Source organism: Luteolibacter sp. SL250 (assembly GCF_026625605.1).
GTDB lineage: Bacteria > Verrucomicrobiota > Verrucomicrobiia > Verrucomicrobiales > Akkermansiaceae > Luteolibacter.
In genome coordinates this window covers 4,255,083-4,274,526 of record NZ_CP113054.1, presented here as the reverse complement: position 1 = coordinate 4,274,526, position 19,444 = coordinate 4,255,083, and the positions used below count along the sequence as shown (strand labels likewise).

The window sequence follows — 19,444 nt, the reverse complement described above, 5'->3', positions numbered from 1 at the left end:
GTAATCGCCACCGGTACGGGCTTGCGGGGGCGGAGGGGGGAGGGCTAGCCTGCGCCCCATGCTGAATCAGTTGATACGCGCTTTCGTGGTGGCGGCGGGATGTTTCGTCCTGACGCAGTGCGCCGGATCCGGCCGGATGGGCACGGGCAACATGGGTGGCCCGACGATGGAGGAGCGCAACGCCAAGGTCGCGAACGAAGCGACGGGGGATTTCTACTATGGCCGCCGTTACTACGTCGAGAAGACGCGTTTCTGGGGCTATCTGAAGAAGCCCCGCCAGCCGTGGAGCAAGGCGAAGCTCGTGATCTTCCGCGAGGACCGCATGAAAAGCCCGGACCGCCTGCCGGAGGCGGGGCCGCCGGGGCAGCGCTACGCCTTCGACAACAACTATGAGTACCGCATCCGCGGCCACTACACGGGCAATGAAGCCTATGACCCGAACAGCAACCAGTTCCTGCAGGAGTTCATGCTGACCGGGTATGAGGTGGTGGACCGGAACCCCGGCTGGTTGTTCCGTCCGGATGACCGGTATGAGAAGACCCGGATCACGGTGTATCCCCGCTGATCTGGTTTCCCGCCCCTCCAGCACGTTCCGATGAAAGACAAAGGCATATCCAGGGACGTCGGCTCCGGTGCCAGGCGTACGAGGGGGGAGGATCCTGGCTTGGGCGGTTTCCACAGGGCCTCCGGCCACCTTCCGGAAACGACCACCCATTCCGCGCCGTCCTCAAAGGGGGAGCGCCGCAGGCGGCGTGTCCCGGACGATGGCAGATACCCGGACGGGAAGGATGACAAGCGGACGAAGTCCGCGATGATGATCTGGACGATGCTTCTGGGCGCGGGTGGGATCGTGGTGATCACCATGGCGCTCTTCCTCTGGCTGAAGTCGGAGGGAGACGGCAGGAAAGATGCGGCTGCTGCTGGTGGAAAGGCCGCGGATTTGGTCCGCATCGACAAGCCCGTGGAAACGAAGAAATTGGGGGACGCGGATGCCGTGGCTCTCGCGACGGAGGCGCTGGCGGCCAGGACGGATGCGGAGATCCTGCAGGTGATCGACCCGGGGCCGGTGCCTGCGGCGGAGGTGGGGGAGTTCCTGAAGGTGCTGGAGGATCGGGAGGGTTCCATCACCGGTTATGATGTGATGGCGCGTCTGGACAGCCCGCGGGAGGATATGGCGGGAGTGGTGGTTTCCTCCGAAAAGGACGGGAAGAAGGGGAACCGCATCGCCTTGTTCACTCCGGATGGCACCGGGCGGTGGAAGATGGATTTCCCGGCATTCTCCAGGATGGCGGTTCCCTCATGGGGGGACCTGCTCTCCGGAAAGGCGGAGAGCGCCGTGGTCAGGGTGTACGTGGAGCGGGACCAGTATTTCAACGGTCCGTTCAGCGAAGCGGATGGCTGGACCTGCTATGGCGTGGCCTCCCCGGATGTGGACCGCCTGCTTTTCGGCTACTGCAAGAAGGGCGGCGACCAGGACCGCGCGATCCTCTCCCTGCTCGACATCCGGAAGATGGCCCGGGTGACCGTGGTGCTGGGGAGGGCGGAAGGAGCGGACGGCCGGCAGTTCGTGATCAAACGGGTGCTCGCCCACGACTGGTTGGTCGGGGATGAGCCGGCTGACGGAGCAGGCGGATGATCCGCCGCCGGTGGCCGCGGGTGTGGGCCGCGTGAAAAGGAAAAGGCATCCGCCACTCGCGTGGGGATGCCTTCCATGAATGGAACGGGGCGTGGGGTCAGTAGGACGACTCCACGCGGTGGGCGACGTCGCGGTAGCCGTAGTCCACTTCGTAGATCTGCTTGAAGGAATCGAGCGCGTTCTCCTTGTCGCCCATCTCGTCGTGGATCATGCCCTTTTCGTAGAGGACTTCCTTCTTGATGTTGTCCATGGCCACCATGTCGGCGAGGGCGTCGGCGAGTTGCTTGGCCGCCATGTCGAACATGCCCTTCGCCTTGAAGGTGCGTCCGAGCAGGAGGAGCACCTTCGACTGGATGTGCGGGTTCCGCTTCGCCTGCTGGAGCTGCGGGATGGCGCCGCTGTAGTCCCCTGCGTTGAAGAGGGCCTGGCCGAGTTCGAAGCGCAGGGTCGGGTCGGTCGGGTTCTGTTCGACACGACGTTTCGCTTCATCGACCTGCTCGCTGATGCGCTCCGCCTTGCGGGCTTCCAGGGATGCCTGGAGTTCCGGGTTGGAAGGATCCGCGGCGGCGGCTTCCTCGAGGGCCTTGAGGTCGGCCTCGGCGGCCTTGTCCTTCATGGTGGTGGCCTTCGTCGCTAGGGCGACGTCACCGTTGCTGAGGGTGTGGGCCCAGCCGTAGAAGGTGTGGGCGTTGTGCCAGTCCTCGAGCTGCTCATAGACGAAGGCGAGGTCCTTGACGGTGGCGAGGTTGTTGGAGTCCTCGTTGTAACGCTCGACGATGCGGTCGCGGCGTTCCTCGAGCTGCTCCTTGGTCAGACCGGTCCGGGATGCCTTTTCGAGCTCCTCGGTCTGGCCGGCGTTCTTCATGAGGGAGCGCATGTCCGCGTTCTCATCCCACTTCTGCTTCTGCATGGAAGCCTTCGCGGACGCATCCTTCGCGCCCTTGATGGCGGCGGAGTCGGTCGGGTGGTGCTTCACGATGTCGGTGTAGACTTCGGATGCCTGGAGCGGCTGGTCGCGGGAAAGGTAGTGGTCCGCGAGCTTGTGGAGCAGCTTGGCGTTCTCCGGGTGGCCCTTGCGGATGGTCTCGAGGGCGAATGCCGCCGTCTCATACATTTCCAGCTTCAGGCAGGTTTCGAAGAGGAGGTCGTTGGAGGCCTCGTTGTAGGGGTCTTCCTCGAGTTCCTTTTCGATGACGGGCAGTGCGGCGAGAGGGTCCTTCTTCGCCTGGCCGGCGGCTTTCGAGCCACCGCCGGTCTGCAGGCCGAACAGGCCCGCGGCCTTCTTTTTGACGCCGCCGGTGTGCTGGACCTCGATCTTGCGCAGGAGTTTCCGCCCTTCGATGAAACCGGGGGCGTCCTTGAGAATGGCTTGGAGAAGGCTGATCCCATAGGTCAGATTGGAGGTCTGGACGGCGGTAAGGGCTTTGAGCCACAAGGGTTTGAGAGTGGCTGAAAGGTCCTTTTCGGTGATCTCAGGCATGGTAGGAAACGGCTTCGGTTTTTTTTGAGTGGGCCACAACAGCGTGGCGGAACGACTGGAAAATGGCCCCAACCGGCAGGCTTGGCAAGCGTCCCGTTCATTCGTTGCAAGGAGCCGCCGGAGGGTGACGTATCCGCCCCTGAGGCACCGTCCACTTTGGGATTGTGCCGTGTCCCGGCATCCGGTAGGATCCCGCGCGTCGGCACGGGCAATCCGGTTTTCCCGTCCGTGCCATCCCCAATCCATCCATATGCCCCAGCGTCCACAGTCACGTCGTCCATCCCGCGGTCGCGGCCGTAGTTACGGTCCTCCGAAAAGATCCACCAAGGATGAGGAGGAAAAGGCAGTGGAGGTCGAGGGTGAGATTTCGTCGGTTCTCGCCGGCACCATGTTCCGGGTGAAGCTGGAGAGCGGTCATGAAGTCCTGGCCCACATCTCCGGGAAGATGCGCAAGCGTTTCATCCGCCTCGTCGTCGGTGACAAGGTGAAGATGGAGATGTCCCCCTATGACCTGTCGAAGGCGCGCATCGTCTTCCGCCTGAGCTGAGGGCTTGAACAAGACGCCGCTTCCCCGCAGGAAGCGGCTTTTTTGTGCCGTCATTCCGCGTCGGCGCCGGTCTCCGCGGCTTCCAGCGCGTTGGTGGCCTGCACGGTCCTGCGCTCGACGACGATCTCGCCCAGCAGCTCGCTCTGCCGGACCATGAACTGGTTCAGTTTCATGAGTTCCAGCACGGCGAGGAACATGACGATGACCTCCGCCTTGGTGGTGGCGGACGCGAAGAGGGTGTCGAAACGCTGCGCCTGTCCGGGCTGGAAGCGGTCCAGCAGGAACTCGATCTTGTCCGCGACGGTATAGCGGTCGTCGATGATGTCGCCGAAGTCATGGGACTCCTCGAAGCGCTTGAGGACGTTCTGGAAGGCGCGGATGAGGTCGAAGATGGACACCTCCGCGAGCGGGGCGGTGTCTTCCACCGGTTGTTCCGGCGCGTCCGGTTGGTGGGCGAAGCGGCCTTCCTGCTCGATCTCCCGCAGGCTGAGGAATCCGGCGGCGTCCTTGAATTTCTTGTACTCGATGAGCTGGCGGATGAGTTCCCAGCGTGGATCATCCTCTTCCGCGTCCTCTTCCGGCGGCTGGTCCACCCTGGGCAGGAGGGTCCGGCTTTTCAGATACATCAGGTTGGCGGCCATGACGATGAACTCGGACGCCAGGTCGATGTTGAGCAGCTTGAAGGTGTTGATGTAGTCCAGGTACTGGCGGGTGATCCGCTCGATGGAGATCGAGTGGATGTCGACTTCGTCCTTTTTGATCAGGTAGAGCAGGAGGTCCAGGGGACCTTCGAAGATTTCCAGCCGGACTTTGTAGTCGTTCGCTTCCACGGAGGGAGGGTTACGGGATGACCCCCCATGTGGGCGAGGGAAAATTGGCTCGCAAGATGACGGGGACCGGTTGAGTCTCACCCTCGTGTCCCTGAGGGGGTTTTTCTATGGAGTCCGACAGAGTACAGAATTTCAATGACCGGCTGAACCAGTGGATCGCGGGCCAGGGATTCTGGTTCCAGTTGAAATACTCCATGTCCGGGAAGAAAGGGCTGACGGGGGCGGGGGGGTATCACGTCCTGCGGCTGACGTTCCGCTCGCTGGTGTTCCTGGTGGTACTGGGGATTGTGGCTTGGGTGTATCTCATCCGCCTGCCGAACACGGAGGGTTTCGCGGAGAAAATGGAGTCTTCGATGAAGGAGACCCTGCGGGGGAAGGAAGTGATCCTGGACAGCTTTTCCAGGGATCAAGGGCGGATGAGCATCGTGCGGATGGCGGTGATCGGAAAGGAGAGCGCCTTTTTCACGGACTTCGCCGCGAAGAACATCACCTGCCGCATGGGTCTGCTGGATAGTGTGGCGGCACCGTGGCGGATGGATGGGATGTCGATGTCCGAGCTGGCGATCAACGTCCGCGCGGGCGCCGGGGACGCCGCCACGGCGGAGATGCTGGGAGCGACGCTTTTCACTTCATTTCCGGGATTCGCGCTGGACTCGATCGACTGTGAGGACACGACGGTGACCTGGGGGTTCACGGCGTTGTCAAAAGGCAGGATCGAAGGCAGCCACATGAAGGTGCGTCGCCGGGATGACGGCTGGTGGATCCAGTTCAAGGGCGGGACATTTTCCCAGAACTGGCTGAAGGGGCTGGAGATCGATGAACTGGCGGTGATCTGCACGCCGGATGGCGTGACGGTGGACAAGGGGCTTCTGCGGAAAGGATCCGGCACCGTGGACATCACCGGACTGACCATCCGCGGGGCGGAGCGGCCGGATGTGAATGGAATCGCCAAGCTCAGGAACATGCCGCTGGACGGGATGCTGCCGGAGTCCGCCGAATATCTGGTGGAGGGGGTGGTTTCGGGCGCGTTGAGGCTTTCCGGATCCACCAACTCGCAGGAAGGGATCGCCACGACCGGGCGGATTGAGCTGGGGGAAGGGGACTGGGTGGTGCTGCGCGAGCGGATCCCGCTCCTGCGGGCGCTGCGCATGGTGGATTCCTTCAACAACTACCGCCGGGTGCGCTTCCAGTCGGGCTCATTCGGCCTTAAGAGCGGGGGTGGACGTCTCGATCTCGAGGAGATCGACCTGGTTTCCGGGGATCTGATGACATTGAAGGGCGGATTGGTCGTGCGGCCGCCGACCAAGGAGGAGAAGGAAAAATCGATGGAGCATCCGACACCCGGATCCCCGCTGTCGGTGGAGGACGGCGGCAACAAGGCGGGTGGGGAAGATGGGTTCTCGCTCCGCCGCGCCGCGGCGCTGAGCCGCAAGAAACCAGCGGCCGGTGGCGGAGAGGAAAACCAGTGGCGGCGCTATGAGGCGACGGTGGAGGAACGCGCGTTCCAGTCGGAGATGGCGGCGAAGCTCGCGGAAAGCCTGCGCTACGAGGGGGAACTGGAGATCACCGTGCGTCCGGATGCCTTTGATCAAGCACCCTTGCTGAAGGCGGCCCATCCGGTGGATGAAGGAAGCGGCAGGATCCCCCTGCACGTGCCGGTTTCCGGAACGCTCGATCTGGTGACCTTCGCCCAGGCGGAGGAGATCTACGCGAAAGGGAAGCGTTAGCCCGCGTTCGCGGCGGCGAGCCCCAGGTTGGCGTAGATCTCGCGGGTGGCGTGGCTCTTGTTGAGCGTGTAGAAGTGGATGCCGTCCACACCGTGGTCCAGCAGGTGGGCGCACTGTTGCGCCGCGTAGTGAATGCCCACGCGTTCCACCGACTGGGGGTGTCCGCCGGCGCGGTCCAGCGCGCGCAGCAATTTCGCGGGGTAGCGGGCTCCGGCGGCCAGCTCCGCCATCCGCTTCATGCCCTGCAGGGAGCTGATGGGCATGATGCCGGCGAGGATGGGCACCTCGATGCCGGTGAAGCGGCAGCGGTCGCGGAAGTCCAGGAAGTCGTGGTTGTCGAAGAAGAGCTGGGTGCAGATGTAGTCCGCGCCCGCGTCCACCTTCGCCTTCAGATGGTCCAGTTCATCGACCCGGTTCGGGGTGGAGGGGTGGCCTTCCGGGAAGCCCGCGACGCCGATGCCGAAGCCGCGTGGATCCGGGTGGATGCCCTTTTCGTTGAAGCGCTTGATGAAGGCGACCAGGTCGGACGCGTGGCGGAAGTCCCCCTCCGACCAATCATAGTCCGGGCGGTCGCGCGGAGGATCCCCGCGCAGGGCGAGGATGTTGGATACGCCGGCGGCGGCGTAGCGGGTGAGGATGGCATCCACCTCCGCTTCGGTGTGGCCGACGCAGGTCAGGTGGGGGATGGGCGGGATGGAGGTGGTCTGCTTGATGCGGACCACCAGGTCATGCGTCATCTCCCGGGTGGTGCCGCCCGCTCCGTAGGTCACCGAGACGAAGGAGGGATTGAGCGGTTCCAGATCCCGGATGGTCTGGTAGAGTTCCTCCCAGGCCGCATTGGTCCGCGGAGGGAAGAACTCGAAGGACAGGGATGGCTTGGAATCGGCGAGGATGTCCCGGATGTGCATGATCGTCGGAGATGGGCGGAAAATTCACGGGGCGCGAAACTTTACGTCCCGCGCGGAGTTTTTCATGTATTCCGTTGTTTGCACAGTGACAACAGAAGCCTGCTGAAATTTATGAAACCGATATCCATTCCGATGATTCTGGCTGGCCTGGTGATCCCCGCCGCGATGGTGGGCGCGCAGCCGGAAGGGGGCGGTGAGCGCCGGCCTCCGGGCCGTCCCGGAATGGAGGGTGGCAAGGAAGGCGGCGGTGGCCGTGAGCGCCGCCCCGGCAGGGGGTGGAAAGAGGCGGACACGGACAACAACGGGATGGTGACCCGCGCGGAATTCGACAATCTCCCCCGCATCCAGAAGCTGCCGGAGGAAAAGCGGAGCAAGATTTTCTCCCGGTTCGACAAGGATCAGGACGGTATCCTCAGTGCGGATGAACTGAAGGTGATGATGCAGCGGCCGCCGTCCGGAGGGGCGCATGCCGCGATGATGAGATTCCGCGAACTGGACACCGACAAGAGCGGCGGCGTGAGCCTCGCGGAACTGAAGGCGGGTGAACTTTTCAAGAAGCTGCCGGTGGAGAAGCAGGAGGCCCTGTTCGCCAGGCTGGATACCGACGGTGATGGTGAGATCACGATCAAGGACCGGCCTCCCGGTCCGCGGGATGGTCCCGGTCGTCCGGACCGGGATGGCAGGCCCCGCCGGGACGGTGACGGAAGGCCGGACCGCGATGGCGAGGGAAAACCGAAACGCGAAGGTGGCCCGGATCGCGAAGGTGGTCCCGACCGTCCGCCGCGGGATCCGCGCAGGATCACCAAAGATCTCGATGAGAACGGGGACGGCTCGGTCAGTTTCGAGGAATTCAGGAAAGCGCCTCCGGTCCGGGATCTGGGAGAGGACCTCCAGGAAGACCGCTTCGAGGCGCTGGACAAGAACGGCGACAAGAAGCTGGATGAGACGGACTTTCCCACTCCCGCGAAGGAGGAGTGAAGGGTGTTGAAGCTTTCCTTGAGTCGATCGTCCGTAGCGTGATGGCTGGGCCATCACGGCGGGTGGACGGGGGTTCCATGCGGACCTTTGGGGATGGAACGGGTGTACCCAGCCGGAATGGCGCAGCCATTCCGCTACCTTTTCCTGTCCAAAAAGAAACCGCACCCTCCCGGAGAGGGAAGGTGCGGTGGATGAATCGGGATGCCGGTGGCCGGATCAGTTGGCTGGTTCCGGAAGGGCTTCGGCTTTCTTCTCCTTCACCACATAGCTGCGGAGGTTGCCGCCCTTGCGGTTGCCCCACCACAGCACGATGGGCGTGGCGATGTAGACCGAGGAGATGGTGCCGATGATGAGACCGACCAGGATGGTGAGGGCGAAGCCTTCCAGGGACGGACCGCCTCGGAAGTAGATGATGACCAGGGTGATGATCGTCGTTCCCGCGGTGAGGATCGTCCGCGCCAGGGTGGCGTTGATCGCCTCGTTCATGATGGACTCGATGGAGCCGGTCTCGTAGCGCAGGCGCTCGCGGATCCGGTCGTAGATGACGATGGTGTCGTTGAGGGAGTAACCGGCGACGGTGAGGATGGCGCCGACGTGGAGGAGCGACAACTCCGAGCCGAACAGGACGATGAGGCCGATGGTGAGGACGACGTCGTGGACGGTGGAGAGGAAGCCGCCGATGGCGAAGGCGAACTCGAAGCGGAAGGCGATGTAGAGGAAGATGCCGACCAGGCCGAGCCCGAGCGCGATGAGGGACTCCGTGATGTAGGTGCTGCCGGCGGAGGCGGAGACTTCCTGGGCGCTTTCGGCGATCTTGAACTCACCGGGCGTGCCGTCCTGGTTCGCTGGCAGGCGCTCACCCAGCACGGGGATGGACTCACGCAGCTTCGCGGAGATCTTTCCGGCGTCCTCCGTGGCGCAGCGCACGCTGAGCAGCACGCCGGTGGCGGCGCTGCTTTCCTCGGTGGCGTTCGCCTCCTTGGAGAGGGTGAGGCCGTCGAGGGCCTTGTTCACCTCGTCGATGGGGATGAACTGGTCCTGCGCGAGCTGGAACTGGATGACAGAGCCGCCGGTGAAGTCGATGCCGAGCGCGTCGTTCCGCTTGATGTAGAAGTTGGCCGCACAGACCACGATGAGCGCCACGGAGATGACGAAGGCGATTTTCCGCTTGCCGAGGAAGTCGATCTTCGTCGGCGGGATGAGGCTCATGAAGGAGAGCTTCTTCAGCACGCCCAGGTCGATGGACCAGCGGAACAGCACGCGGGTCACCAGGATGGCGGAGAACAGCGAGGCGAGGAGACCGATGGTGAGCGTGACGGCGAAGCCCTTGATGGTGCCGCTGGCCAGCCAGAAGAGGATGAGGGCGGTGATGAGGGAGGTGAAGTTCGAGTCGAAGATGGCGGTGAACGCCTTTTCGTAGGAGCTGCTGATGGCGGACTTCAGCGTCTTGCCGGCGGCCATTTCCTCGCGCAGGCGCTCATAGATGAGGACGTTCGCGTCAACCGCCATGCCGATGGTGAGGATCATCCCCGCGATGCCGGGAAGGGAGAACGGGAAGCCGAACATGGCCATGATCCCGAAGAGGATGACCCCGTTGACCAGCAGGCCGACGACGGCGACCAGACCGGCCGCACGGTAGTAGAGCAGCACGAAGAGGAAGGTGATGGCGAGGCCGACGACACCGGCCCAGATGGCCTGGGTGATGATGGCGGATCCGTAGGCGGCGGAGACCTTGTTCTGGGTCTCGACCACCAGCGGATTTTCCAGCGGGTTCATCAGCGCGTCGGAGAGCGCCTTCGGCTCGCCGGGATCATGAAGGCCGCTGATGACGAAATCCTTGCTCAGGACGGCATTGACGACCGGCGCGTTGAGCACCTCGCCGTCGAGCACCACGGCGATGCGATCCACTTTGAGGCGCATGTTCCTGGTGAGGTTGAACATCTTGTCCGCACCCTCCGAGCTGAGGGTGACGGCGACGGCGTCGTTCTGCTGCGGGGACGGGTAGGCGTTGACGATGTCCGATCCGCCGAGGGCGGTGCGGCGGTTGAGCAGGATGGGCTGCTCATACTCTTTTCCTTCCTCCGTCTTGCCCTTGAGCATGTAGGCGCGGTAGCCGGGGACGATCTCCAGCCCCTCATGGGCGCGCTGGGCGAGGGTCTTGCCCTCGATGACCTCGTCGTTCCGCGGGCTGACCTCGCGGAGTTCCAGCTTGGCGACTTTCTCGATCGCTTCGCGGATCTCCGCCGACTCCTGCTCGGAAACACCGGGCATCTGGACCTGGATCTGGTCTTCGCCCAAGCGGTTGATCTGGGCTTCATTGGTGCCCGCGGAGTCCAGACGGTTGCGCAGCACCACGATGGCCTGGTCGATCTGGGAGGCGGTGGGCGCCTCCATCTGGCCGTTCGCTCCCTCCCGCGGTTGCACGCGCAGGGTGAAGGCGGAGCCGCCGAGGATGTCGATGCCGCCTTTCAGACGCTCCCGCGGGGGGGTGGCGGCGAGGACGCATAGTCCGCAGATGCCGAGGATGAGGATGGTGCCGATGTTCCGCTTCCGGTTCTCGATGTCGGTGGCGAAGTACCAGAAGAACAGGATGAGCAGGGAAAGGGCGATGAAAAACAGGGTCAGCGGGTCCTCAAAGCCTGAACGGAGGTAGTCCAGCGCACTCATGGCGGCGGATGGATCTTTGGCGGCGGTTGCGGCGAGCATGGCGGGCTGGTCGGGTTTGCGCCCCGGGGGCGCGGGAGAGAGGAAACGTGGGGGAGGTGCGGCTCTATCAGGCTTCGCTGTCCTTTTTGCGGACGGAGGCGATGGCCGGCTTGTCGAACTCGATGAAGGTGCCTTCGGAGACCTTCACCATGACGGTGTTGTCCTTGATGCTGTGGACGATGCCGTGGATGCCTGCGGTGGTGGTCACCTTGTCACCGGTGGCCAGTGCGGCGATGCGGGCGGCCTGTTCCTTCCGCTGGCGCTGCTGCGGGCGGATGAGGAGGAAGTAGAACATGACGATCAGCAGGACCGGCATGACCGCCGGGTGACCGAAGATGCCCGCGGGGGCGTCACCGGCCTGGGCGAGCGGAAGGGAGGAGAAAATCGTCGGGATGGAGATCATGGGATGGTGGATCGGGTATAGCGTTGGATGAATGCGTGTTTGAAATCGGTGAAATTCCCTTCGCTGATGGCGTCCCGTGCCCGGGCGACGAGGGACAGGTAGAAATGCAGATTGTGGAAGGAAAGCAACCGCAAACCGAGGATTTCCCCCGCCCGGAAGAGGTGCCGGAGATAGGCCCGGGAGAAGCCCGCGACATGGGGGTGGGCGCTTTCGCAGATGGGGGAGGGATCCTTCGCGTGGATGAGGTTTTTGATGTTGATGGGGCCGTCCAGGGTGAAGGCCATGCCGTGGCGGGCGATGCGGGTGGGCATGACGCAGTCGAACATGTCCACGCCGCGGGAGATCATTTCCAGGATCTGCGGCGGGGTGCCCAGGCCCATGGCGTAGCGGGGCTTGTCCTGCGGGAGGAAGGGGACGGCATTGTCGATGGCGCGGAACATCTCATGCTCCGGCTCCCCGACGGAGACGCCGCCGACGGCGTAGCCGTCGAAATCCAGCTCCACCAACTCCCGGGCGGACTGCTCGCGCAGGTCCGCGTAGACGGACCCCTGGACGATGCCGAAGTGGTGCTGGCGGCCCTCGCCGGACTTCGGCCCGTTTTTGACGATCCAGTCCTTGCAGCGGCGCGCCCAGCGGGTGGTCAGCGCGAGGGAGTTGGCCGCGTATTTTTCATCGCAGGGGTAGGGCGGGCACTCGTCGAACAACATGGCGATGTCCGAGCCGAGACAGGCCTGGATGTCCATGCTCAGCTCCGGGGTGAGCATCATCTTCGAGCCGTCCAGATGGTTGTTGAAGCGGACGCCCTCCTCGGTGATCTTGCGGAGCTTTGCCAGCGACCAGACCTGGAAGCCGCCGGAGTCCGTGAGGATGGGCTTCCGCCAGGTGCTGAAACCGTGCAGGCCGCCGAGATCCCGCACCAGCTCATGGCCGGGCCGCAGCCAGAGGTGGTAGGTGTTCCCGAGGATGATCTGGGATCCCAGCTCCTCCAGCTCCCACGGGTGCAGGGTCTTCACCGTTCCCTGGGTGCCCACCGGCATGAAGATGGGGGTCTGGACGGTGCCGTGGGGCAGCACCAGCTCCCCCCGGCGGGCGGAACTCTGTGGGTCTGTGCTGAGAACGGTGAACGACACGGGCGGCGTGGATAGACGGGAATGCCCCCGCGGCCAAGCCCATAAAGAGGGTGGAATCCCTTCTTTCCAGCGGGCCGGGGCCGGTTCAAATCACCACTTGAAAATTTTCGGGAATATTTTTCACTGCCGGTGTTCAAACCGTAGCATCACGCGCAGCAACCCAAAAACCAACACACACCGACCAACCATATGAAACTCATTCTCACGACCCTGTTCGCCGCCGCCATCTGTTCCCCGCTCGCTTTCTCCAAGGACTGCGACAAGTGCAAGGACGGCGACAAGAAGGAAGAAAAAGGCACCGTGGCCGGCACCGACGGCGAGAAGTGCAAGGACGGCGAAAAGTGCAAGGACAAGGAGAAAGGCACCCTGATCGCCGGCAAGGACGGTGAAAAGTGCAAGGACGGCGATTGCAAGGATGGTGACAAGAAGGAAAAAGGCACCCTGATCGCCAAGGACTGCGACAAGTGCAAGGACGGCGACAAGAAGAAGGAAGAAAAAGGCACCCTGGCCGGCAACGACGGTGAGAAGTGCAAGGACGGCGAAAAGTGCAAGGACAAGGAGAAGGAAAAAGGCACCCTGATCGCCAAGGATTGCGACAAGTGCAAGGACGGTGACAAGAAGAAGGAAGACAAGGGCACCCTCGCCTGATTTCCGCGGATCTCCGGATCCGATATTTTTTAAAAAGCCACCGGGGTTCCGGTGGCTTTTTTCTTTGGACGGGGGTGGGCCCGCCGGGTCATGAAGGGTCCATGGACGGGACGGGAGAAAGCAGGCGGGAGATCCAGGTGGTCTGCGGTGTGATCGTGGACGGGGAGGGGCGTTGCCTGATGTGCCGCCGTCCGGATGGAAAGCATCTCGGGGGGCTGTGGGAGTTCCCGGGAGGGAAGGTGGATGAGGGCGAAATGCCCGATGTGGCGCTGGTCCGGGAACTGGAGGAGGAACTGGGCATCCGTGTGGGGGTGGGGGAACGGCTGGGGGATGTCCGCTGGGACTATGGCTCGGTGGTGGTCCGTTTGATGCCTTTTTTCTGTAAAACTCTGTCAGGAAATCCACTGCCGCTGGAGCACTCCGAGGTGCGCTGGGGAACCCTCGCGGAGGCCCGGGAACTGGAGTGGGCGCCCGCGGATGTCCCCATTCTGGAGGAGTTGGCGTTGAGGGAGTTTGCGACCTGAAAAAGATAAAAACATCCCGGGAATGGGGAGTTGACGGTTCCGGAAAATTTTGCGAGCGTAGTTGAACTTCCCAAACCCATGAAATGTCCCCGCTTTACTGTTGCCGCGATCATCTCGGTCGTTACGGCATTCATTCCAGTGGCTTCCGCCGCTCCGGCAAGGCCTCAGGATGACCCGGCTTTCCTGAAGAAGGCCGCTCTCCAGGTTGACCAACACATCGCGGCTTTCTACCGCCGCCAGAATCTTCCGGTGCCCGGCGTGACGGATGACGCCACGTTCCTGCGCCGCGCGTTCCTGGTCTCCATCGGCCGGATCCCCAGCGCTGAGGAGGCGATTGATTTCATGGAGATGGAAGACGCCACCAAGCGCGACGAACTGGTGGCCTACCTGCTTTCCTCCCCCGGCTACACCAGCCACATGACGAACTGGGCGTATGACCTCCTGCGCATCGTGGACCGCCGCGATGGTGTGGACGCGACCATCGCCCCGTACCGTTTCTGGGTCCGCAACGCGGTGGAGAAGAACATGCCGTGGAATGAGATGACCTCCCGCCTGCTGGCCTCCGAAGGCAACGGCTGGGATCCATCGACGGCAGCCGTCGGCTACTACACCCGTGACCGGGGTATGCCGCTCGACAACCTTTCGAACTCGATGCGCGTCTTCCTCGGCGCCCACATGGAGTGCGCCCAGTGCCACGACGATCCGTTCGGCAAGACCGAGCGCCACGATTTCTACCAGCTCGCCGCGTTCACCAACGGCCAGGGCGAGATCAACAAGGACGCCATGGGCCCGCTTTACCGCGAGCTGCAGGATGGTGAGAAGTACCAGACCGAGGAATACTACATCGCCGAGATCCTGTGGGACCAGGTCTATGGCAACTCCCTCTCCGGTGGTGGCAGGGGTGCCATCGCACTGCCCGCCGACTACCAGTACCGTGACGGCAAGCCGGGCGAGATGGTGGGTGCGAAGACCCCCTTCGGCAAGCCGGTGCGGATGTCCGAAAAGGGCGACAAGCACAACGGCCGCCAGGAATTCGCCGACTGGGTGGTCAACAAGACCGGCCCGCAGTTCCCGTCCCTCATCGCCAACCGCATGTGGAAGCGCGTGATGGGCAGCGGTGTCTATGAGCCGGTTGACGAGTACATCGAACCAGCCAAGACCCAGCACCCGGAGCTGATGAACTACCTGGGCAGCCTGATGGTGCAGCTCAACTACGACCTCAAGGCCTTCCAGCACGTGCTGCTGCTCACCCGGACCTTCCAGTTCGGCACCAACCCGAAGAACTCGATCGTCGAAACCGGGGATGACTTCCACGGCCGCAAGATCTCCCGCCTGTCCTCCGAGCAGATCTGGGACTCCCTCATCACCCTCGCCGGTGGCATCCCGGACGACCAGGCCCCACGGACGCTGGACAACCGCATCCACCTGCGCGGCAGGCCGGTTCTGGTCGGCAAGAAGACCATGATCGACCTTTCCAACGAGGTGCTCGCCATCAATTCCGACAAGGACATGCGCGCCTACTTCAACAACCTGGTGAAGGAGATCCGCAGCGACAAGAACTCCGAATCCCCCTCCAAGAAGGGTGACTCCATGATGTCGATGGGCAGCGAGGTCGTCAGCTACAACAAGGACGCCCGCGTGCGTGCCTCCGAGCTGCCATCTCCGGCGCCACGCGACCACTTCCTCTACCTCTTCGGCCAGTCCGACCGGATGGTGGTGGAAGGTGCCAGCAAGGAGCCGAACGTCGGCCAGGTGCTCTCCCTCATGAACGGCTTCGTCCAGCGCCAGTTGGTCAACAACTCCAGCGCCCACCTCTACAAGAGCCTGGAAGGCACGAAGTCCGACGCGGAGAAGATCCGCCGCCTCTACCTCGCCATCCTCAGCCGTCCGCCGTCCGAAGAGGAAATGGGCTGGATGCAGGAGGAAGTGAAGGCACAGGGTGAGGAAGGCTACCGCAACATCGTCTCCTCCCTCGTGATGTCCTCCGAGTTCCTGTTCCTCCAATAAAAATTCAGAAAAAAGCCCGAGCAACCCTGATCCCAGACCAAAAACCATGAATCCGTTCAACAAAGCAGACGAGCTGACCCGCCGCCACTTCATGGCGAACGCCGCCCGTGCCTACCTCGGCGTCCATCTTCTTCCGATGATGGGCAGCACGATCGCCACCGCCGCACCTGCCGGTGCGGGTGCCTCCGCTGCGAAAGCAAAGCATGTCATCTACCTCTACATGAGTGGTGGCATGAGCCACGTTGACACGTACGACGTGAAGGAGAAGAAGGACATCATGGGCAAGACCGAGGCCATCAAGACGAAGGCCGACGGTGTCCAGATCGGCAACTGGCTTCCGAAGACCGCGGAGGTCATGGACAAGGTCTGCGTCATCAACTCGATGAAGTCCACCCAGGGCGCGCACGAGCAGGGCACTTACGTGATGCACACGAGCTACAACATGCTCGGCACCATCCGCCACCCGTCCCTCGGTTCCTGGGTGACCCGCCTCGGCGGCCGCCTCCACCCGGAGCTTCCTCCGTTCGTGGCGATCAACGCCTCTCCGGAATACACCGGCGGTGGTTTCTTCGGCGCGAAGTATGCCGCCGCACCGATCGGCAGCCCGGACGCCGGCCTCCAGGACTCCCACCGCGCCAGCGGTGTGTCCGAAGAGGACTTCGCCCGCCGCCTGACGCTCGCGGACCGGATGAACAAGAAATTCCACGAGAAGTATCCGAACCAGGACGTGAAGGCCTATGAGGAACTCTACCGCGAGGCGATCAACCTGATGAACTCGAAGGACCTCAAAGCCTTCGACCTCAGCGAGGAATCCTCCGAAACCCGCGCCCTCTACGGCACCGGCCGCTTCGCCCAGGGTTGCCTTCTCGCACGCCGCCTGATCCAGCACGACGTCCGCTTCGTCGAAATCCAGCTCGGCGGCTGGGATACCCACTATGACAACTTCGCGGGTGTCGAAGGACGCTGCAAGGAGTTCGACCAAGCCTACGCGGCGCTCATCAAGGACCTGGAAGCCACCGGCAAGCTCAAGGACACGCTCGTCGTCGTCGCCACCGAGTTCGGCCGGACTCCCGAGATCAAGACGGAGCACCAGGGCGGACGCGACCACCACCCGGGCGCATTCACCTGCACGCTCGCGGGTGCCGGCGTCAAAGGCGGCATGAAGTACGGTTCCACCGACAAGGAAGGCAAGAAAGTCGCCGAACTGCCGGTTTCCCCGCAGGACTTCAACGCCACCATCGCCTACGCCCTCGGCCTGCCTCACGACCTCGTGCTCATGTCCCCGAGCAAGCGTCCGTTCCGCATCGCCGGTCCGGATGCCGCCAAGGCGACGCCGATCACCTCGATCTTCGCCTGATCCGGCACCGATTGATTCATGGCCCCCGTTCCGGTCCTCCGGAACGGGGGTTTTCTTTTGGGCGGGGAGTTGCGAATTTCGTGGGATGTGGCGAGCCATGGGATGTAGCGAAGGTCGTGAGACCTTCGGCTGGGCGACCTCTCCGTCGCCCCCGAAACTCCGCCGCTCTGATGCCCCCAAAGATCTTCCACCACGTCCCTCCGCAAACCATATCTGGGGATTTCACCCATCTGCTCCGCCGAAGTTCTCACGAGCTTCGCTACATAAAAAGCAAACCGGCAGAGTAGCGGGGGGACTTCTCTGCCGGTTGTCGCGTTCGGGGGGATCGCTTGTTTTGGGGGATGTTGTCGGCGTTTCCGGTGGGGGGCGTCCGTCGCGCTGACAGGAATACAATGGCACCAAATCGGACACATCGGCATTACGCGAATGCGTAGATCAGGTGTCAGTTCATGGAGCGAACGGGCGGATTCATGGCCATGGAATCCTTTTGCCGGTGATCCGTTCAGGCCGGCGGGAACTCAGGGGGCAATGGCCCGCGGTGCTTCTGGATTTCATCCAGCTTCGCAAGGGCGGCGGGATGTGCATCACCGATCCTCACCCAACCGGGCGCGCCGCCCGCTTCCCGGATCTCCAGTCCGCGGGTGGTGATTTCTTTCCGGTGTTTTGAAACCCCATGGGAACACAGGATGCACACGATGAAACCGGCCCATGACCATCCTTCCATTTCAATAAAGGCCAGTGAACCGATACCGGCGAGCAGGAGAAGCGCTTCCGCGACAAGCAGGATGGTCTTCCCTGCGGAGGCCCGCTTGGCTTCCGAAAGGCTGAAGAACGTGAAGTTCACCTGCGGGTGCTTCTTCCTGAATATCAGGTTGGTGAGGTAGGCGGTGCCTGACGCGGAGATGACCATCCAATGTTTCGGCAGATCTGCGGCGACAATTCCGGCGATGACTGCGATCATGAGAATCGTCTGCAGGTCCGGGAACTTTCCCTTGGTCAGGTTGACCCGATGAGTCACCGGGTGCAGATGGCCTCCTTCCTCCCCGGTGAGCAGATCGACCTCCGGCAGCACCGCTCCATTCTGCACGAAAATACCGCGCGCGGCGACATACCAAGGGAAGTCCCGTGGCTCCGCGGTTGGCTCCTCCACCGCAGGCGGGGTGTAGGGATTGGATTCGCCGTTCATGGGGTCTGAGGATGAGTGACTCTCCCGTCCTCCAGATGACGGAGGGCATCGGGGTGGATGCCTGCCAATTTCAACCAGCCGTCGGATCCGAGGGTCATGATGAGGGTCGGGCGTTCCTTGTATTGCCAGAGTGAGATCGCAATCATTCCGATGACGCTGAGAACGATCATGCAGGTGAGGGCCGTGGATTGGAAAGCCGTGGTGTCCTTGAACAGGAGATAAATGGATGAGATCAGGAGGACGAGGCTGAGGGGGTAGAGCGTTCCGCGGATGTTCTTGTTTCTCTTCCTGCGGGCTTCCTCAACGGGATGGGCGTAGGTGGTGAATGTCATCCGATGGCTGAGGGCGAGGAAGATCACCAGATAGACGGACAGCCACACCATCGCGATGACGGTCATGGAGATACCCACCGGAATGGCATCCCATTTTTTCAGATGCCTGGGGAGGATCAGGAACAACAGCGGACCGAGGCCCACGGAACCCATGGACCAGTGGGCTTTCACGAATTTCCGCTCCACTGGCTTCAGGGCTGGGTTCGTGCCGCCGGTTTCGAGATCGATGGCAGGCAGCACCGCCCCATCCTGCACGTGGATGCAGCCGGCTTCGACATGCCAGGCGGAATCTCTCCGCTCCGCTGCCGGTTCGTCAACCGCAGGTGGCGCGTAGGGATCGGTCCGGGCAGTCATGGGGCCTCCCGGTGTTCTTCCCTCCAGGCCTCCAACCGCCGGATGGCGCTGGAGTGGACACCTCCCAGCCTCAACCAGCCGTTGGACTCGAGGGTCATGTGGATCTTGGGCCGGGTCTGATATTGCCAGTACACGCACGCGATCACGCCGATCACGCCGATGATCAGGAGGATATTGGTATCCGGAAGCGCCGCTTGATCGGAATAAAGCAAGACCAGTGGTGAGATCATGAAGGCAATGCTGACGGAATAGATGACCCCGCGGATGTTCCTGTTCCTCTTCCGGCGTGCTTCCGCAGCGGGCTGGACGTAGGTGGTGAAGCGAACCCGGCGGCTGAGGGTGAGGTGGATCAGCAAATAAAGCCCCAGCCACACTCCGAAAAAGACGATCAGCGAGATCCAGAACCTATGCCCGTCCCAGCTTCGCAGCGGTTTGGGGATGAACTGGAACATCATAGCCAACAAACCCATGAACCCCATGGACCAGTGGGCTTTCACGAACTTCCGCCTCACTTCCACCAGGGATGGATCCTCGCTGCCGGACTCGAGGTCGATCTTCGGCAGCACCGCGCTATGGGCGACCAACAGACCGATGCCGTCGATCTGCCAGAGGTGGGATGGTCCGGTGGCCGGGGAGTTGATGGCCGATGGAGCGGCGTACGGATTGGTTGTCTCCGGCGCCGCCATGTTGG

At 62.8% G+C, this 19,444-nt stretch carries 18 protein-coding genes; 9 read left to right on the top strand and 9 right to left on the bottom strand.

All coding sequences use genetic code 11. The features are described 5' to 3' along the window. Window positions 1–58 precede the first annotated feature (58 nt). Complete coding sequence (locus tag OVA24_RS18410; protein ID WP_267671585.1) at window positions 59–565, top strand: hypothetical protein; 507 nt, start codon at window positions 59–61, stop codon at window positions 563–565. Window positions 566–595: 30 nt separating this feature from the next. Then, window positions 596–1,636, top strand: coding sequence for a hypothetical protein (locus OVA24_RS18405; protein WP_267671584.1), 1,041 nt, complete (start codon window positions 596–598; stop codon window positions 1,634–1,636). A 97-nt stretch (window positions 1,637–1,733) separates the two neighbouring features. Here OVA24_RS18405 and OVA24_RS18400 read toward each other — a convergent pair whose 3' ends face one another. Next, complete coding sequence (locus OVA24_RS18400) at window positions 1,734–3,116, bottom strand: tetratricopeptide repeat protein (RefSeq protein ID WP_267671583.1); 1,383 nt, start codon at window positions 3,114–3,116, stop codon at window positions 1,734–1,736. A 250-nt stretch (window positions 3,117–3,366) separates the two neighbouring features. On the opposite strand from OVA24_RS18400, the gene infA reads away from it, so the two are divergent. Then, entirely contained in the window at window positions 3,367–3,663 is a 297-nt protein-coding gene (infA, locus tag OVA24_RS18395) for a translation initiation factor IF-1 (protein ID WP_345783388.1), read from the top strand. Window positions 3,664–3,713: 50 nt separating this feature from the next. Here infA and OVA24_RS18390 read toward each other — a convergent pair whose 3' ends face one another. Further along, window positions 3,714–4,493, bottom strand: coding sequence for a segregation and condensation protein A (locus OVA24_RS18390; protein WP_267671582.1), 780 nt, complete (start codon window positions 4,491–4,493; stop codon window positions 3,714–3,716). 107 nt (window positions 4,494–4,600) lie between these two features. Between OVA24_RS18390 and OVA24_RS18385 the strand changes: the two genes are divergently transcribed. Next, window positions 4,601–6,220, top strand: a complete 1,620-nt coding sequence (locus OVA24_RS18385; RefSeq protein ID WP_267671581.1) for a hypothetical protein — start codon at window positions 4,601–4,603, stop codon at window positions 6,218–6,220. Here OVA24_RS18385 and metF read toward each other — a convergent pair. Next, window positions 6,217–7,128 carry a methylenetetrahydrofolate reductase [NAD(P)H] gene (metF, locus tag OVA24_RS18380; RefSeq protein WP_267671580.1) on the bottom strand — a complete coding sequence of 304 codons (912 nt, stop codon included), beginning with the start codon at window positions 7,126–7,128 and terminating at the stop codon, window positions 6,217–6,219. The two genes, OVA24_RS18385 and metF, sit on opposite strands and share 4 nt — an antisense overlap. Before the next feature lie 111 nt (window positions 7,129–7,239). Here metF and OVA24_RS18375 point away from each other — a divergent pair, with 111 nt between their 5' ends. After that, window positions 7,240–8,106 (top strand): EF-hand domain-containing protein, encoded by an 867-nt coding sequence (locus OVA24_RS18375; protein ID WP_267671579.1) that lies wholly within the window; start codon window positions 7,240–7,242, stop codon window positions 8,104–8,106. 216 nt (window positions 8,107–8,322) lie between these two features. Here OVA24_RS18375 and secD read toward each other — a convergent pair whose 3' ends face one another. The 3 genes from secD to tgt form a co-directional block, all read right to left on the bottom strand. Then, window positions 8,323–10,812: a protein translocase subunit SecD gene (gene secD, locus OVA24_RS18370; RefSeq protein ID WP_267671578.1), complete on the bottom strand. Its 2,490-nt coding sequence runs from the start codon at window positions 10,810–10,812 to the stop codon at window positions 8,323–8,325. 67 nt (window positions 10,813–10,879) lie between these two features. Then, window positions 10,880–11,215 (bottom strand): preprotein translocase subunit YajC, encoded by a 336-nt coding sequence (gene yajC / locus OVA24_RS18365; protein WP_267671577.1) that lies wholly within the window; start codon window positions 11,213–11,215, stop codon window positions 10,880–10,882. After that, the gene (gene tgt / locus OVA24_RS18360; protein ID WP_267671576.1) at window positions 11,212–12,345 is read right to left on the bottom strand and encodes a tRNA guanosine(34) transglycosylase Tgt; all 1,134 of its coding nucleotides are present in this window, start codon (window positions 12,343–12,345) and stop codon (window positions 11,212–11,214) included. The genes yajC and tgt overlap by 4 nt, the downstream gene beginning before the upstream one ends. A gap of 189 nt (window positions 12,346–12,534) precedes the next feature. Between tgt and OVA24_RS18355 the strand changes: the two genes are divergently transcribed. The 4 genes from OVA24_RS18355 (at window position 12,535) to OVA24_RS18340 (ending at window position 16,881) form a co-directional block, all read left to right on the top strand. After that, a complete protein-coding gene (locus tag OVA24_RS18355) occupies window positions 12,535–12,993 on the top strand; it encodes a hypothetical protein (RefSeq protein ID WP_267671575.1) in 459 nt (152 codons plus the stop codon). A gap of 101 nt (window positions 12,994–13,094) precedes the next feature. Next, window positions 13,095–13,517 carry a (deoxy)nucleoside triphosphate pyrophosphohydrolase gene (locus tag OVA24_RS18350; RefSeq protein ID WP_267671574.1) on the top strand — a complete coding sequence of 141 codons (423 nt, stop codon included), beginning with the start codon at window positions 13,095–13,097 and terminating at the stop codon, window positions 13,515–13,517. A 78-nt stretch (window positions 13,518–13,595) separates the two neighbouring features. After that, on the top strand, window positions 13,596–15,524 hold the full coding sequence (locus OVA24_RS18345) for a DUF1549 domain-containing protein (RefSeq protein WP_267671573.1): 1,929 nt from the start codon (window positions 13,596–13,598) through the stop codon (window positions 15,522–15,524). Window positions 15,525–15,570: 46 nt separating this feature from the next. Beyond that, complete coding sequence (locus tag OVA24_RS18340; RefSeq protein WP_267671572.1) at window positions 15,571–16,881, top strand: DUF1501 domain-containing protein; 1,311 nt, start codon at window positions 15,571–15,573, stop codon at window positions 16,879–16,881. Between the two features lie 502 nt (window positions 16,882–17,383). Here OVA24_RS18340 and OVA24_RS18335 read toward each other — a convergent pair. From OVA24_RS18335 to OVA24_RS18325, 3 genes are read right to left on the bottom strand one after another with little or no spacing between them, the layout of a single operon-like run. Continuing rightward, a complete protein-coding gene (locus tag OVA24_RS18335) occupies window positions 17,384–18,067 on the bottom strand; it encodes a hypothetical protein (protein ID WP_267671571.1) in 684 nt (227 codons plus the stop codon). After that, window positions 18,064–18,753 carry a hypothetical protein gene (locus OVA24_RS18330; RefSeq protein ID WP_267671570.1) on the bottom strand — a complete coding sequence of 230 codons (690 nt, stop codon included), beginning with the start codon at window positions 18,751–18,753 and terminating at the stop codon, window positions 18,064–18,066. The genes OVA24_RS18335 and OVA24_RS18330 overlap by 4 nt, the downstream gene beginning before the upstream one ends. After that, window positions 18,750–19,439 carry a hypothetical protein gene (locus OVA24_RS18325; protein WP_267671569.1) on the bottom strand — a complete coding sequence of 230 codons (690 nt, stop codon included), beginning with the start codon at window positions 19,437–19,439 and terminating at the stop codon, window positions 18,750–18,752. Before OVA24_RS18325 ends, OVA24_RS18330 begins: the two co-directional genes overlap by 4 nt. Window positions 19,440–19,444 lie beyond the last annotated feature (5 nt).

Coding starts and splice junctions, on each gene's coding strand:
- OVA24_RS18345 (WP_267671573.1), top strand. CDS start 13,596: ATGAAATGTCCCCGCTTTACTGTTGCCGCGATCATCTCGGTCGTTACG.
- metF (WP_267671580.1), bottom strand. CDS start 7,128: ATGCACATCCGGGACATCCTCGCCGATTCCAAGCCATCCCTGTCCTTC.
- OVA24_RS18375 (WP_267671579.1), top strand. CDS start 7,240: ATGAAACCGATATCCATTCCGATGATTCTGGCTGGCCTGGTGATCCCC.
- secD (WP_267671578.1), bottom strand. CDS start 10,812: ATGCTCGCCGCAACCGCCGCCAAAGATCCATCCGCCGCCATGAGTGCG.
- infA (WP_345783388.1), top strand. CDS start 3,367: ATGCCCCAGCGTCCACAGTCACGTCGTCCATCCCGCGGTCGCGGCCGT.
- OVA24_RS18335 (WP_267671571.1), bottom strand. CDS start 18,067: ATGAACGGCGAATCCAATCCCTACACCCCGCCTGCGGTGGAGGAGCCA.
- OVA24_RS18325 (WP_267671569.1), bottom strand. CDS start 19,439: ATGGCGGCGCCGGAGACAACCAATCCGTACGCCGCTCCATCGGCCATC.
- OVA24_RS18350 (WP_267671574.1), top strand. CDS start 13,095: ATGGACGGGACGGGAGAAAGCAGGCGGGAGATCCAGGTGGTCTGCGGT.
- yajC (WP_267671577.1), bottom strand. CDS start 11,215: ATGATCTCCATCCCGACGATTTTCTCCTCCCTTCCGCTCGCCCAGGCC.
- OVA24_RS18405 (WP_267671584.1), top strand. CDS start 596: ATGAAAGACAAAGGCATATCCAGGGACGTCGGCTCCGGTGCCAGGCGT.
- OVA24_RS18340 (WP_267671572.1), top strand. CDS start 15,571: ATGAATCCGTTCAACAAAGCAGACGAGCTGACCCGCCGCCACTTCATG.
- OVA24_RS18330 (WP_267671570.1), bottom strand. CDS start 18,753: ATGACTGCCCGGACCGATCCCTACGCGCCACCTGCGGTTGACGAACCG.
- OVA24_RS18385 (WP_267671581.1), top strand. CDS start 4,601: ATGGAGTCCGACAGAGTACAGAATTTCAATGACCGGCTGAACCAGTGG.
- OVA24_RS18400 (WP_267671583.1), bottom strand. CDS start 3,116: ATGCCTGAGATCACCGAAAAGGACCTTTCAGCCACTCTCAAACCCTTG.
- OVA24_RS18355 (WP_267671575.1), top strand. CDS start 12,535: ATGAAACTCATTCTCACGACCCTGTTCGCCGCCGCCATCTGTTCCCCG.
- OVA24_RS18410 (WP_267671585.1), top strand. CDS start 59: ATGCTGAATCAGTTGATACGCGCTTTCGTGGTGGCGGCGGGATGTTTC.